At 56.9% G+C, this 14344-nt stretch carries 14 protein-coding genes; 1 reads left to right on the top strand and 13 read right to left on the bottom strand.

The features are described 5' to 3' along the window. Positions 1-32: 32 nt before the first annotated feature. The 12 genes from hisJ to pdxB form a co-directional block, all read right to left on the bottom strand. Positions 33-815 carry a histidine ABC transporter substrate-binding protein HisJ gene (gene hisJ, locus RVY89_RS03365; RefSeq protein WP_024908950.1) on the bottom strand — a complete coding sequence of 261 codons (783 nt, stop codon included), beginning with the start codon at positions 813-815 and terminating at the stop codon, positions 33-35. Positions 816-1041: 226 nt separating this feature from the next. Then, positions 1042-1824, bottom strand: coding sequence for a lysine/arginine/ornithine ABC transporter substrate-binding protein ArgT (gene argT / locus RVY89_RS03360; RefSeq protein WP_032642008.1), 783 nt, complete (start codon positions 1822-1824; stop codon positions 1042-1044). Positions 1825-2115: 291 nt separating this feature from the next. Next, a complete protein-coding gene (locus RVY89_RS03355) occupies positions 2116-2685 on the bottom strand; it encodes a UbiX family flavin prenyltransferase (RefSeq protein ID WP_484826899.1) in 570 nt (189 codons plus the stop codon). Between the two features lie 89 nt (positions 2686-2774). Then, entirely contained in the window at positions 2775-4292 is a 1518-nt protein-coding gene (gene purF / locus RVY89_RS03350; RefSeq protein WP_021241570.1) for an amidophosphoribosyltransferase, read from the bottom strand. Between the two features lie 33 nt (positions 4293-4325). Then, positions 4326-4814 (bottom strand): colicin V production protein, encoded by a 489-nt coding sequence (gene cvpA / locus RVY89_RS03345; protein ID WP_000262116.1) that lies wholly within the window; start codon positions 4812-4814, stop codon positions 4326-4328. A gap of 254 nt (positions 4815-5068) precedes the next feature. Then, positions 5069-5767, bottom strand: a complete 699-nt coding sequence (dedD, locus tag RVY89_RS03340; RefSeq protein ID WP_045908737.1) for a cell division protein DedD — start codon at positions 5765-5767, stop codon at positions 5069-5071. Next, entirely contained in the window at positions 5757-7025 is a 1269-nt protein-coding gene (gene folC, locus RVY89_RS03335; protein WP_484826898.1) for a bifunctional tetrahydrofolate synthase/dihydrofolate synthase, read from the bottom strand. Before folC ends, dedD begins: the two co-directional genes overlap by 11 nt. Before the next feature lie 70 nt (positions 7026-7095). After that, the gene (accD, locus tag RVY89_RS03330) at positions 7096-8001 is read right to left on the bottom strand and encodes an acetyl-CoA carboxylase, carboxyltransferase subunit beta (protein ID WP_484826897.1); all 906 of its coding nucleotides are present in this window, start codon (positions 7999-8001) and stop codon (positions 7096-7098) included. Positions 8002-8155: 154 nt separating this feature from the next. Then, positions 8156-8815, bottom strand: coding sequence for a DedA family protein (locus tag RVY89_RS03325; RefSeq protein WP_484826896.1), 660 nt, complete (start codon positions 8813-8815; stop codon positions 8156-8158). Positions 8816-8843: 28 nt separating this feature from the next. Continuing rightward, on the bottom strand, positions 8844-9656 hold the full coding sequence (truA, locus tag RVY89_RS03320) for a tRNA pseudouridine(38-40) synthase TruA (RefSeq protein WP_484826895.1): 813 nt from the start codon (positions 9654-9656) through the stop codon (positions 8844-8846). Further along, a complete protein-coding gene (locus RVY89_RS03315; protein WP_395314438.1) occupies positions 9656-10669 on the bottom strand; it encodes an aspartate-semialdehyde dehydrogenase in 1014 nt (337 codons plus the stop codon). Before RVY89_RS03315 ends, truA begins: the two co-directional genes overlap by 1 nt. Positions 10670-10736: 67 nt before the next feature. Next, positions 10737-11873 (bottom strand): 4-phosphoerythronate dehydrogenase PdxB, encoded by a 1137-nt coding sequence (gene pdxB, locus RVY89_RS03310; RefSeq protein ID WP_484826894.1) that lies wholly within the window; start codon positions 11871-11873, stop codon positions 10737-10739. A gap of 113 nt (positions 11874-11986) precedes the next feature. On the opposite strand from pdxB, the gene flk reads away from it, so the two are divergent. Next, positions 11987-12991, top strand: coding sequence for a flagella biosynthesis regulator Flk (flk, locus tag RVY89_RS03305; protein WP_484826893.1), 1005 nt, complete (start codon positions 11987-11989; stop codon positions 12989-12991). Between the two features lie 84 nt (positions 12992-13075). Here flk and RVY89_RS03300 read toward each other — a convergent pair whose 3' ends face one another. Beyond that, positions 13076-14254 (bottom strand): arabinose transporter, encoded by a 1179-nt coding sequence (locus RVY89_RS03300; protein ID WP_484826892.1) that lies wholly within the window; start codon positions 14252-14254, stop codon positions 13076-13078. Positions 14255-14344 lie beyond the last annotated feature (90 nt).

The following is a 14344-nucleotide window of genomic DNA, read 5'->3' as shown; positions in this document are numbered from 1 at the left end:
CGGGAGGGGCCGCACGTTATTTGACGGGGCGATTAGCCGCCGTAAACATTAAAATCAAAGTACTTTTTCGCCAGCTTATCGTAGGTGCCGTCAGCGCGCATTTCAGCGAACGCTTTGTTCAGCGCCTCACGCAGCTCGTTGTCTTCTTTGCGCAGGCCCATACCGGTACCCACACCAAACAGCTTCACATCCTTAATGGACGGGCCGCCAAACTTGTAATCTTTACCCACCGGCGTTTTCAGGAAGCCTTCGCTTGCCGCGACTTCATCCTGGAATGCCGCATCAATACGGCCTGCCGTCAGGTCAGCGTAGATATTTTCCTGGCCCTGATAGGAGACAATTTCAATCCCCTTCGGTGCCCAGTGTTCGTTACCGTAGGTTTCCTGCGTGGTGCCCTGCAGCACGCCGACGCGTTTGCCTTTCAGGGACTCCAGCGTTGGCTGAACGTCAGAAGATTTAGCCACCACCAGACGTGAATCGGCCGCGTAGAGTTTGTCGGTGAAGGCAATCTCCTGCTGGCGTTTTTCGGTGATGGAGAGCGAGGACATGATCACGTCGATTTTTTTCGCTTTCAGGGAAGGGATCAGCGCATCCAGCGGGTTCTCAACGTAGGTACACTGTGCTTTGATGCGTTTGCACAGCTCATTGGCCAGATCGATGTCAAAACCGACCAGCTCACCCTTTGAATTCTTCGATTCGAACGGCGCATAGGTAGGATCGGTGCCAATGCGAATTTTCTGCGGAATTGCTGCAAATGCCGCGGTGGCGCTGGAAAAGGCCAGTACCAGAGATAATGACAACACGAGTTTTTTCATATTTGTCCTCAACAAACTGTCTTCATACGGGATTTTTACGACGACGGGGTGGTGCTAATGTGCCATTAATCCCCTCAGTCAGGCAAAGATTAATGCCTTCAGGGCGGGAATTTTTGCATTATAAATGCGTAAGTATGCACAAAGCGATCCAATACGGTGCAACAGATGCACCGTATTGGGTCAACCATTCCCGTAACGCACCTTTCCGGTGCGTCACCGCCAGGGGTTATTCACCGTATACGTTGAAGTCGAAGTATTTCTTCGCCAGTTTGTCGTAAGTACCGTCTTTACGCAGCTCAGCAAAGGCTTTGTCGAAGGCGGCTTTCAGCTCGGTATCATCCTTACGCAGGCCAATACCGGTGCCGTCACCAAAGTATTTTTTGTCTTTCACCGACGGGCCTGCAAACGCGAAGTCTTTGCCCGCAGGCTGCTTCAGGAAGCCTTCGCTTGCGGCGACTTCATCCTGGAATGCGGCATCCAGACGACCGGCGGCCAGGTCAGAGTAAATCAGATCCTGGTTCTGGTAAGCCACCACGTCTACACCCTTTTCACGCCAGTTAGCATTGGCATAACCTTCCTGCGTCGAGCCCTGAAGCACGCCGACGTGTTTGCCTTTCAGCGAGTCGATGGTGGGCTTAATCGGGGAGCCTTTAGGGGCAATCAGGCGAGAATCCGCGGCGTAGAGCTTGTCAGAGAAGGCAATCTCCTGCTGGCGTTTTTCGGTGATGGAGAGAGAAGAGATAATGGCGTCGATTTTCTTGGCTTTCAGCGACGGGATTAACGCGTCAAAGTCGCTGCCCACCCATGTGCATTTCACCGCAATGCGTTTGCACATTTCATTACCCAGATCGATATCAAACCCCACGAAATCGCCTTTCGCATCCTTGGAAGAGAATGGCGCGTAGGTTGCGTCTGTACCGATACGAACCGTCTGTGGAAGCGCTGCGTAGCTACCTGCTGCCGCACTTAACCCCACGAGCAAAGACAGAGCCAGAACCGTCTTCTTCATACATTTACCCTCAAGTACCGTGATTTTATTATGTATTGTGTTGTGTGTTGTGTTGCAGGCTTCATCTTGCAGGTCTTATGCCACATTGCCGTCTGGTCAAAACTTCGACGTTAAATATGTTAATAAAACGTTGCGATATTGCCTTAATGGTGAAAGATAGCAGGTCTGCCGAACGAACCGGAAAGAGAAAAAGGGAAAAAACGAATTAAATGTCGAGGATATGATCGCCGTTGCATAATTGCCCTGAAACAGGGCAACGTCTCTTTTCATGCACTCTGTTTGTGCACAGATTCAGGCACCCTGCCAGCGGGTGAAGAGATCTTCAGGCAGGTCGATGTCAAACTGATCCAGCACGCGATTAACGGTCTGATTAACCACGTCATCCAGCGTTTGCGGGCGATGGTAGAATGCGGGTACCGGCGGCATGATGATGGCTCCAAGCTCGGCGGCCTGGGTCATCAAACGCAGATGGCCGAGGTGCAGCGGCGTTTCCCGCACGCACAGCACCAGAGGACGACGCTCCTTCAGCACCACATCCGCCGCGCGCGTCACCAGGGTGTCGGTATAGCTATTCACAATGCCGGAGAGCGTTTTAATGGAACAGGGCAGGATTACCATGCCGGCTGTTTTAAACGAGCCTGAGGAGATGCTGGCAGCGATATCACGGGCATCGTGAACGACATCCGCCAGCGCCTGAACATCGCGCAGGGAGAGATCGGTTTCCAGAGAGAGGGTCTGCCGCGCCGCCTGGCTCATCACCAGATGGGTTTCGACGTCCGCCACGTTACGCAGAACCTGCAACAAACGTACGCCGTAAATCGCGCCGCTGGCGCCGCTGAGCCCAACAATGAGTCGTTTCATGATTTTCGCCCTTACTGATTTCAGGGCAGACTGTGCAGGATTTTGCGGGGAGTTGCAAGTGAGGGCATTCGCCCTCACCTGCCGGAGCATCAACCTTCGTTGTGCATCTCTAAGCTTTCGAGATCGTTCTGCAGCTGGACGGCTTTCGCATCGTCGTTGCGCAGCGAATCAAGATAGTCGAGGTACTGCTGGTCAACGTCTTTGGTCACGTAAATACCGTTGAACACGGAGCATTCAAACTGCTGAATTTCCGGGTTCTCGGCACGCACCGCGTCGATGAGATCGTTCAGATCCTGGAAAATCAGGCCGTCGGCACCGATGATCTGGCGAATTTCATCCACTTCACGGCCGTGAGCGATCAGCTCGTTGGCGGTTGGCATATCGATGCCGTACACGTTCGGGAAGCGAATCTCCGGCGCAGCAGAGGCCAGGTAGACTTTCTTCGCACCCGCTTCGCGCGCCATCTCGATAATCTGCTCAGAAGTGGTACCGCGAACGATTGAGTCGTCCACCAGCAGAACGTTCTTGTCGCGGAATTCCGCGCGGTTGGCGTTCAGCTTGCGGCGCACGGACTTACGGCGCAGATGCTGTCCCGGCATGATAAACGTGCGGCCAACGTAGCGGTTCTTCACGAAGCCCTGACGGTATGGCTTGTCCAGAATGCGGGCGATCTCCAGCGCGATATCGCAGGAGGTTTCCGGGATAGGAATAACCACGTCAATGTCGAGATCGTCCCACTCGCGGGCAATCTTCTCGCCCAGCTTGGTGCCCATGTTGACGCGCGCGCTGTAGACGGAAATTTTGTCGATGAACGAATCCGGACGGGCAAAGTAAACGTATTCAAACAGGCACGGGTTGCTGACCGGGTTGTCGGCACACTGGCGGGTAAACAGCTGGCCCTTCTCGGTGATGTAAACCGCTTCGCCCGGCGCAACGTCGCGCAGGAATTCGAAGCCCAGGGTATCCAGCGCCACGCTTTCAGAGGCAACCATATATTCAGTACGGCCATCGCCGAGGTCACGCTTACCGAGCACCAGCGGACGAATGCCGTTTGGATCGCGGAAAGCGACCATACCGTGACCGATGATCATCGCAACGCAGGCGTACGCGCCGCGGATCTGACGGTTTGTCGCGGCAATCGCGGCAAAAATATTATCTGCTTCCAGCGGATAGTGACGGAAGTTATCCAGCTCGCTGGCGAACACATTGAGCAGGATTTCAGAATCAGAGGTGGTGTTAATGTGGCGACGTTTCTCTTCGAACAGCTTTTTACGCAGCTCATGCGCGTTGGTCAGGTTGCCGTTATGAGCAAGGGTGATGCCATACGGTGAGTTGACGTAGAAAGGCTGTGCCTCCGAGGCGCTGGAACTGCCAGCAGTAGGATAACGAACGTGACCGATCCCCATATTACCTTGCAGACGCTGCATATGGCGGGCTTCAAACACATCGTTTACCAGGCCATTCGCCTTGCGTAAACGGAAGCAGTTGTTTGCATCAATGGTGATGATACCCGCAGCATCCTGCCCACGGTGCTGAAGCACCGTTAACGCGTCATAAATCGACTGGTTTACCGGCATGAAACCGGCGATACCGACAATACCGCACATTCGTCTTTTCCTCGTTAAGCCACATCTCAGGGTTTATGCCCTGGGCAAAAAACTCGACGAGCTTTGCAGATAGTCAAAGAACCATCTGATGATGAAGCTGAACTCTGGAATGAGCTGCGATTTTTGCCAGTCTTCGCTTTTGGAGAACCCGGTGAAGGTATCCAGGAAGAACAGGATCGCGGCCACAATCAGCACGCCTCGTAACGCCCCGAAACAGATCCCGAGCACCCTGTCCGTTCCTGACAGACCGGTTTTCTCGACCAGCTGACCTATCACGTAATTCACGATAGCGCCGACAATCAGCGTTGCGATAAAGAGCACCGCGATGGCAATTCCGTTTCGGACCAGTTCATCTTCAAAGCCCGTGAACCAGACAGACAGGTAAGTGTAGTAATGACTGGCAACAAAGAAAGCACAACCCCAGGTTACCAGCGATAACGCTTCACGAACAAAGCCACGGATCAGGCTAACCAGACAGGAAAAACCAATCACCGCAATGATGGCGTAATCAATCCAGACCATATGTGTCCCACGATTTAACGCCCTGTCATCCAGTTCGGGGCGAATTCTAACAGAAAAAGAAAACGTTTGCGTAGGGATTTCCTTCCCGCGCGTAAATAAAAAAGGCGCTGAAAAAATGTTCAACGCCCCCGGTCCTTTTGACGTTTCTTTGAACGTCTGCTCTCCCTCCCCCCAGCCCTCTCCCACAAGATAGAGGGAGAAAATCGTCCCCTCTCCCCTCAGGGGAGAGGGTCAGGGTGAGGGGCAAGATCTTATCAGTTTGCGCTGTAGCCCATCACCACACCGCTCAGGCCGGAGATCTGCTTCAGCTCACCGAGTGAACCTTTAAGCTTATCTTTGGACGCTTCTGGCCCCACGAGGATACGGGTAATTTTACCCTGCACCGGCGTGGAAGGTGAAGTGTAAACACGATATCCCGCACTGCGCAGTTTGCTCACGACCTCGTTGACTTTATCGGCGTTTTTCAGCGCACCGAGCTGCACCACGTAGGCTTTCCCCGTTGGAGCAGCAGCGTCCTGCTGCGTCGGTTTTGCTGGCGGAGGCGTCTCTGACGCCGCGGCGAGCTGTTCTGCCGCTTTATCACGCTGCGGTTTCGGCTGCGGCTTCTCAACCGGCTTCGGTTTTTCAACCGGTTTAGGCTGTTCGACCGGCACGGGATCGATATCGCTGTTGCTCGTGGCCGCCAGGCGAGACGGGTCGAGCGACGGTGCGGCGGCATCACCCGCGCGCACCTCTTCCGCCGCGCCTTCCGGCGGCTGAGCAGGCAGCGCCTGCGTCGCCGCGGGCAGCATATCCGGCTCATCGCGGTCACCCGGCTTCGGCACCAGCGGAATAGCGGCAAACTCATCCTGATAATGCTTTTTCTGCCCGTCGAGCAGCCCCGGGAGAATAATCACCCCGAGCGCGACCAGCACAATGGTTCCTGTTAAACGGTTCTGAAACTTACTCGCCACCGGTTCTCCCCGCGTCCATCGCTTCCATGACATGTGCCACCGTGTGGAATGACCCACACACCAGCACGGTATCTTCTGGTTTAGCATCCGCCATCGCGGCATGCCAGGCCTGAGCCACGCTACTATAGATTGCGCCTTTGCCGAGATGTTCCATCAGCTGCTCAGCCGTCGCGCCGCGCGGCCCCTCCAGAGGAGCACAATACCAGCTATCGACCACACTCTCCATGCAGGCCAGCGTCCCGCCGATATCTTTATCATGAAGCATACCGATAACCGCCAGCACGCGCCCGGTTTTTGGTAACGATTTGAGACGTCCCGCGAGATACGCCGCCGCATGCGGGTTGTGCGCCACGTCCAGAATCAGGCGCGGTGACTCGCTGACGATCTGGAAACGCCCGGGCAGAATTGCGCTCTGAATGCCGTTGCGGATTGCCTGCTCGCCCACCGCTAATCCGCTGGCGCGCAGTGCAGCCAGCGCGGTGGCCGCGTTCGGCTGCGGCACCTGCGGCAGCGGCAGGTTGTCGAGCGCGCCCTGCGCGTCGCTAAAGCGCCAGCCGTTGCCCTGAACCTCATACTGCCAGTCAACGCCGCGGCGCAGCAGCTGCGCCCCCTTCTCGTTCGCAACTTCAGCAATGGTATGCGGCATATCCGGTTCGCCGACCACGGCGGGTTTATTTGCGCGGAAAATACCGGCCTTCTCGCGGCCAATGCTTTCACGATCCGGCCCCAGCCAGTCGACATGGTCCAGCGCGATGCTGGTGACCACCGCCACGTCCGCATCCACGATATTGGTTGCATCAAGACGTCCGCCGAGGCCAACCTCAAGGATCACCACATCCAGCTGCGCCTGTTTGAACAGCCACAGGGCCGACAGGGTACCGTATTCAAAATAGGTTAATGAGATCTCTCCGCGCGCGGCTTCAATTTCTGCGAACGACGCCGTATGCGCGGATTCCGGCAGTTCGCGATTTTGCACGCGGACCCGCTCGGTGTAGCGCACCAGGTGCGGAGAGCTGTAAACGCCAACTCTGTAACCGGCCGCCATCAGGACGGATTCCAGCGTGCGGCAGGTCGTGCCTTTACCGTTGGTTCCCGCGACGGTGAACACGAACGGCGCCGGTTTGAGCACATCAAGACGCGCCGCAACCTGGCTTACGCGCTCAAGCCCCATATCGATGGTTTTACTGTGCAGGTTTTCCAGATAAGAAAGCCACGCGGCCAGGGGCGACGTGGCTTGGGGAATGCTTTTATTTTCCATAATGCCCGGTTGTCATTAACAGATTAGAAAGCAAAAGGGCAGCGCCAACCGGCCCTGCCCTTTTCAGTTATCAGGCCTCGGGTTCCTGATCCGGTACCACCACGCCTTCGCGCGGCTCATCCGGGTTCGGCGCTGGCAGATTCATCAGCTTCGCCAGGATGCTCGCCAGCTTCAGGCGCATTTCCGGACGGCGGACGATCATGTCGATGGCGCCTTTCTCGATAAGGAACTCACTGCGCTGGAAGCCCGGCGGCAGTTTTTCACGAACGGTCTGCTCGATAACGCGAGGACCGGCAAAGCCGATCAGCGCTTTTGGCTCAGCGATGTTCAGATCGCCCAGCATCGCGAAGCTCGCGGAGACGCCGCCCATGGTTGGGTCGGTCAGCACGGAGATGTACGGCAGACCGCGCTCCTGCATCTTCGCCAGCGCAGCAGAGGTTTTTGCCATCTGCATCAGCGACATCAGCGCTTCCTGCATACGCGCACCGCCGGAGGCAGAGAAGCAGATCAGCGGACAGTTGTCTTCCAGCGCCTGCTCTACGGCACGCACGAAGCGCGCACCGACCACGGAGCCCATTGAGCCACCCATAAAGGAGAACTCAAAGGCAGCGGCGACAACCGGCATCTCATGCAGGGTGCCTTTCATGACGATCAGCGCGTCTTTCTCGCCGGTCTCTTTCTGTGCAAAGGCCAGACGATCTTTGTATTTTTTGGAATCGCGGAACTTCAGCACGTCTTTCGGCTCGAGTTCGCTACCCAGCTCTACCAGAGAGCCTTCGTCCAGCAGGCTATGCAGGCGGTTGCGCGCCGACATACGCATATGGTGGTCACACTTCGGACACACCTCAAGGTTGCGCTCCAGCTCTGCGCGATACAGAACCTGGCCGCAGCTATCACACTTCGTCCATACCCCTTCAGGAATGCTCGCTTTGCGAGTTGGGGTAATGTTGCTTTTAATTCGTTCAATCCAGCTCATTGATAACCTTTCTGCCTGAACCTGGTCGTATGCCAGTTTTGCTATAAGAGGCGAATAATGCCATTTTTGCCTCCAACAGACCATGAATGTTGCACATTAAAACATAACAGCCCGAAACTTTGGATAAAAAAGTGGTCGAACCGCCAGCGTGCATTTACTTCGCTTGCTTTGCCGCCGCACGTTTGTGACGAATGATTTCGATAACGCCCGGCAGTATGGAAAGCACAATAATCGCTACAATCAGCAACTTAAGGTTTTCCTGAACGATCGGAAGATCGCCAAAAAGGTAGCCTGCATAGGTAAACAGCAGCACCCACAGCAGCGCCCCCAGGACGTTATACATGGCAAAATGACGATAGGACATATGCCCCATTCCCGCCACAAACGGTGCAAATGTGCGCACAATAGGCACAAACCGCGCAAGGATAATGGTTTTTCCGCCATGGCGTTCATAGAACGCATGGGTTTTGTCTAAATAGCTGCGACGGAAAATTTTCGAATCAGGATTGCTGAAAAGCCGCTCACCGAACACTCGTCCAATCGTATAGTTAACCGCATCACCGACAATAGCGGCAATCACCATCAGCACAACCATAAGATGCACGTTCAGATCGTTAGTGGGTAACGCCGATAGCGCGCCGGCAACGAACAGCAGCGAATCCCCTGGCAGGAATGGGGTAACGACCAGTCCGGTTTCACAAAACAGAATGAGGAACAGAATGGCGTAAACCCAGACGCCATACTGCGCGACCAGCTCCGCCAGGTGAACATCAATATGCAAAATGAAATCAATCAGAAAACGTATTACGTCCATATTGTCTAAGCCCTAATTGCACCTTTGTTTAGTCCGCTAAAAACAGCGGGCCCATTGGCGGTTTCGGCAGGTCAAACCGATCCGGATAGTCTACCGAGACCAGATACAACCCTTCCGCTTTCGCCGTAGCTGCCGCAAGCGTTCTGTCCTTCGCTGCAAGCAGGTCTGCAATCCAGCTCTCCGGCTGGTGTCCGGCACCCACTTCCATCAGGCTGCCCACAATATTCCGAACCATATGATGTACAAAGGCATTGGCTTTGATATCCACCACCACATACGCGCCAAAACGGCTGACGTTTATGTGCATGACGTTGCGCCACGGCGTACGGGACTGGCACTGCACCGCACGAAACGACGTAAAGTCATTTTCTCCAATCAGACACTGCGCCGCGCGATGCATACGTTCTGCATCAAGCGGTTCATAAAAATGCGTCACGCCCTGGCTTAACACCGCTGGACGCAGGCGCTGGTTGTAGATGACATAACGGTAGCGACGCGCCGTGGCGCTAAAGCGCGCGTGAAAATCATCCGGCACAGCTTTTACCCAACGCACCGCAATGTCACCAGGCAAATTCGCATTTACCCCCAGCGTCCAGGCGGCATCCTTACGCACGGCGGTGGTTTCAAAGTGCACCACCTGCCCCGTGCCGTGAACACCCGCGTCCGTACGTCCTGCGCACAGGACGTTAATCGGCTCGTTTGCCACCTGAGAGAGCGCTTTCTCCAGCTTCTCCTGGACGCTGCGCACTTCGTTCTGACGCTGCCAGCCATAATATTTACTGCCATCGTACTCAATTCCGAGGGCAATTCTATGGACCGGCTTTTGTTCCACGCCTGACATCAGTACAGATACTCCTGCACCAGTTTTTCGGCGATTTTGACCGCCATCAGCGCGCCGCCAAAGCGAACGTTGTCGGCAACGGACCAGAACTGAACCTGTTCCGGCATGCCGTAATCGTTACGCACGCAGCCAACGGAAAGATGCGCGCTACCGGTGGCATCGCCAACCTGGGTCGGGAACTCGCTCTCTTCAGAGAGCACGATGTCTTCGCCGCGGCCAAACGCGTCGCGCGCCTCTTCCGCCGCCAGCGGACGCAGGGCTTCAAAGCCAACCATCTGCGCGTGGCCGTAAAAGACCGGGGACTGCACGACGTTCGCGGAGATCATCAGGCCATCGTCCTGCAGAATTTTACGCACTTCATCAACGATACGACGCTCTTCGCGCACGGAGCCCTCGCGGTCCGGCAGCAGCGGCAGCATGTTGAACGCCAGCTGGCGGCCAAAGAAATCATCTTCGTCAATCGGGATACCGTTCAGCAGCTTCGCACTCTGCCCGGCCAGCGCGTCAACGGCCTTTTTGCCGTTCGCGGACGCGGACAGCAGGCTGGTAACGGTAATGCGCGACAGGCCACCGTCGTCGATCAGCGGTTTCAGCGCGGTCAGCAGCTGGCTGGTCAGGCTGTTCGGCACCGCAATAACGTTACGGTTGCGGTAGTCAGCCAGCACAAACGGGTTCACGTCCGGTACCACCAGCGGCACATCCGGCTCCATGGAGAACAAGCCGCTCAGGTCGATCACCAGGCAGCCTGCGTTGGTCGCCTCTTCAACGTACGCCGCAGTGGCTTCAGTACCTGCGGCGAAAAACGCCAGCTGCGCCTGCGTCCAGTCGAACGCTGCCGCGTCCTGGACCATGACGGATTTACTGTTAAAACGCAGATGCTCACCTGCACTGTCGGTACGCGCCAGCGCATAGATGTCGCCCACCGGGAACTGACGCTCAGCAAGGGTTTCGAGCAGGGCTTCGCCCACGGCACCGGTGGCACCTAAAATGGCAATGTTCCAGCCTTCAGACATGGTGGTTTACTCCAGAAATAAAAAAGCGTCCCTGTCGGAGTATCCGACAGGGAGCATTAAGAAGACATTAACGTGCCGGGTGATGAACGGCGTTAAATCCCAGCTTATGCAGCAGCGTCGCCGCCGACGCGTCGTCGCACATCACATACAGGGAAGACCACTCGCGGCGCTCAACGTAGTTCTTGCGCAGCTTATCAAACTCACCCGGGATCCCCGCCACTTTACGCAGCAGCGCATCATCGCGGCGCACATCATACACCAAATGCACCAGCCTTTTCAGCGTTGCCTGATCGAGCGGGCCGTGCAGGGTAATGCGGCCAAATTCAGGCGCCGGGAGTAAGGTGTCCAGGGCTACCTGCTGCGGATGACCGATAAAAGCGCTGTAGGCCTCGAAGACCTGCGTTGTGCCGCGCGCTTTCCCCTCAAGGGTGTAACCGGCGATATGCGCCGTGCCCACGTCCACCTTGTGAAGCAGCTCAACGTTGAGATCCGGCTCCGGCTCCCAGACGTCCAGCACCACGCTGAGATCTTGTCCTTCATTCAGGCACGTCAGCAGCGCGGCGTTATCGACTACCGGACCACGGCAGGCATTTATCAGAATAGTGCCAGCCTTCAGACGACGGATCAGCGCTTCGTCAGCAAGATGCAGCGACTTATACGGCCCCTCTTTAAACAGCGGCGTGTGGAAAGTCAGCACGTCACACTGTTCAACCAGTTCGTCCAGCGAGCGGAAATCCCCATCATCACCGTTGTCTTTGCGCGGCGGATCGCACAGCAGCGTGCGGATCCCTAACGCTTCCAGGCGCTTTTGCAGGCGCCCGCCGACGTTACCCACGCCGACAATCCCCACGATGCGGTCTTTCAGCGCAAAACCGTCGCGCTCGGCCAGCATCAGCAGGGACGAGAAAACGTATTCCACGACGGCAATGGCGTTACAGCCCGGCGCGGCGGAAAAACCGATTCCAGCCTGCGTCAGCCATTTATCATCCACATGATCGGTCCCTGCCGTTGCGGTTCCGACAAACTTAATCGCTTTACCGGCGAGCAACGCCTCATTTACTTTGGTCACCGAGCGAACCATCAGCGCGTCTGCGTTATCCAGTTCGTTGACCGGGATCGGGCGACCAGGGACAGCCTTAACGTTACCCAGGCGGCTAAACAGCTCGCGGGCGTAAGGCATATTTTCATCAACGAGGATTTTCACGTCTGAGTACCTGTTTGAGAGGAAGAAAACCTGCCAAGTGTGCCATAATCTGGCCGCCAGGCATATACGTCTGCCAGGTTTACGCTGAGTTTTGACTTTAAGGATTTTTGACGATGCAGCCCATTTCAGGTACGCCGCCACGCCCTCCGGGTGAAGGCCCCGTCACGCCAAACGTTGCCGGTGAACAACCGCTATCCACGCAACAGCGCACCGTGCTGGAGCGACTGATCACGCGCCTGATTGCGTTGACTTCGCAGCAAAACGCGGAAGTCTGGGCCGGGGTGAAGCATGATTTAGGCGTGAGGAACGATGCACCGCTGCAGTCGCGTCATTTCCCCGCCGCCGAGCAAAACCTGAACCAGCGTATTACAACCGCGCAGCAGAACCACACCACACGTCAGATTGTTTCTCAGCTGACGGAGCTGCTGGGCCAGGGAAATAATCGCCAGGCGGTGAGTGATTTTATTCGCCAGCAGTATGGTCAGACCGCGCTGGGCCAGCTGACGCCCGATCAGCTCAAAACCGTGCTGACGCTGCTGCAGAACAATGAGCTGTCGATTCCGCAGCCACAGGTGCGCCCGGCGACCGAGCGTCCGCTGCTCCCCGCCGAGCATAACACGCTCAAGCAGATGGTGACCAAGCTGGCTGCGGCCACCGGCGAACCGACGAAGCTTATCTGGCAATCCATGCTGGAGCTGTCCGGCGTGAAGGCGGGTGAGCTGATCCCGGCCAAACAGTTTACCCATCTGGTGACCTGGCTCCAGGCGCGCCAGACGCTTAGCATCCAGAGTGCCCCTACCCTGCATACCGTCCAGGCCGCGCTGAAACAGCCGCTTGAGCCGCACGAGTTTGAAGCCATCCGGGATTACGCCCAGCAAAACTGGCAGGCCACGCCGCAAACGGTACTGACCACCGCGCAGGTGCAGGATCTGCTCAACCAGATCTTCGTTCGCCGCGCCGAGCGTGAGGGCGGCGTGCCGGAGGTGAGAAACATTCAGCCGATCTACAGCCCGCTGTTTGCGCCAGTCGTCGAGACGTTCAAAACGCTCTCTGCGCGTCCAGGACTGATGTTTATTGCTCTACTGATTGCGCTGGCGATTTTCTGGCTGGTTGCTTAAAACTGGCGGGTGGCGGCTTCGCCTTACCCGGCCTACGGCTAGTGCGGTTGTAGGCCCGGTAAGCGAAGCGCCACCGGGCAAAAACTACGACCTGCGAAACGCCACCAGCGTCACCACGATCCCAACGACCGCGGAAACCGCACCGGCCAGGAAGACGGACGGATACCCAAACGAGGTGGCTAACACCCCGGCCAGCGGCCCGGTTACTCCGTATGAGATATCCTGAAACGCCGCATAGCCGCCCAGCGCCGTGCCGCGCACCTGTGGGGCCACGCGCTTCACGACTTCAACACCGAGCGCCGGGAAGATCAGTGAACAGCCGCAGCCGGTCAGCGCCGCACCCAGCAGCGCAACGGATGCCACGGGTGCATTCCACAGTAGCAGCAGACCCACGGTCTCTATCATCAGCGACGCTACCGCGACCTTAACGCCGCCGAAGCGATCCGGCATCCAGCCGAAAAGCACGCGCATCAGCACAAACGCGCCGCCAAACGCGGTAAGCGTAAAGCCGGCCATCGCCCAGCCGCGGCTCATAAAGTAGAGCGAGACGAAGGTACCAATCACCGCAAAACCCACGCCCTGCAGCGCCAGGCCAAGACCCGGCTGCCAGATTTGGCCGACCACGCTCCACAGGGAAGGACGCTCGCCTTTGTGCGCGGGCACTTTACGCACCGAGCCGTTAAACGCCCACGCCAGCAGGGGTAAAGCCATCGTGGTGGCGGCCAGCGCCGCAAACCCAAACTGGCTATTAATCAGCAGCCCAAGCGGCGCACCGGCGGCCAGCGCGCCGTAAATGGCCATGCCGTTCCAGGACATCACCTTGCCGGAACGTGCTGGCCCCACCAGCCCCATTCCCCAGGTCAGGGTACCGGTCAGCAGCTGGCTTTCACCGAAGCCAAGAATTAAACGGCCCAGCACCAGCAGCGCAAATTTATACGCGGCGTCTACCGGCAGGAGAGCCGCCAGCAGCCAGGCGCCGCCCGCCAGCCCACAGGCAAACATCCCCTGCAGCGCCGAGCGTTTTGCACCGTGCTGATCCGCCAGTCTTCCGGCGTATCCGCGGGTCAATACCGTGGCTAAAAACTGAATACCCACGGCAATGCCGACCATGGTGTTGCCATAGCCCAGCTCCTGATGAACGAACAGCGGGATCACCGGCAGCGGCAGGCCAACGGTCATATAGGTTAGAAATACCGCAAAAGCGATACGGAACAGCGAGACGTTCGCTGAAGAGGTTGTTTCTGTTTGAGTTACTGCAGTCATGCTTTACTCCAAAATGAAGAGTAAGGCGGGGAAATGCCACGCCCCCTCTACCTGATTATCAGGATTAAGGTGCGTTGGTTGACGTTAAAC

This window comes from Enterobacter sp. 3U4 (assembly GCF_057224565.1).
The sequence above is the reverse complement of the archived record's forward strand: the minus strand, read 5'-3'. Positions and strand labels throughout refer to the sequence as shown.

Excerpts from the sequence above, each read along its gene's own strand:
- RVY89_RS03300 (WP_484826892.1), bottom strand. The coding sequence starts at position 14,254 with ATGACTGCAGTAACTCAAACAGAAACAACCTCTTCAGCGAACGTCTCG.
- RVY89_RS03315 (WP_395314438.1), bottom strand. The coding sequence starts at position 10,669 with ATGTCTGAAGGCTGGAACATTGCCATTTTAGGTGCCACCGGTGCCGTG.
- accD (WP_484826897.1), bottom strand. The coding sequence starts at position 8,001 with ATGAGCTGGATTGAACGAATTAAAAGCAACATTACCCCAACTCGCAAA.
- truA (WP_484826895.1), bottom strand. The coding sequence starts at position 9,656 with ATGTCAGGCGTGGAACAAAAGCCGGTCCATAGAATTGCCCTCGGAATT.
- purF (WP_021241570.1), bottom strand. The coding sequence starts at position 4,292 with ATGTGCGGTATTGTCGGTATCGCCGGTTTCATGCCGGTAAACCAGTCG.
- RVY89_RS03355 (WP_484826899.1), bottom strand. The coding sequence starts at position 2,685 with ATGAAACGACTCATTGTTGGGCTCAGCGGCGCCAGCGGCGCGATTTAC.
- folC (WP_484826898.1), bottom strand. The coding sequence starts at position 7,025 with ATGGAAAATAAAAGCATTCCCCAAGCCACGTCGCCCCTGGCCGCGTGG.
- cvpA (WP_000262116.1), bottom strand. The coding sequence starts at position 4,814 with ATGGTCTGGATTGATTACGCCATCATTGCGGTGATTGGTTTTTCCTGT.
- RVY89_RS03325 (WP_484826896.1), bottom strand. The coding sequence starts at position 8,815 with ATGGACGTAATACGTTTTCTGATTGATTTCATTTTGCATATTGATGTT.
- hisJ (WP_024908950.1), bottom strand. The coding sequence starts at position 815 with ATGAAAAAACTCGTGTTGTCATTATCTCTGGTACTGGCCTTTTCCAGC.
- argT (WP_032642008.1), bottom strand. The coding sequence starts at position 1,824 with ATGAAGAAGACGGTTCTGGCTCTGTCTTTGCTCGTGGGGTTAAGTGCG.
- flk (WP_484826893.1), top strand. The coding sequence starts at position 11,987 with ATGCAGCCCATTTCAGGTACGCCGCCACGCCCTCCGGGTGAAGGCCCC.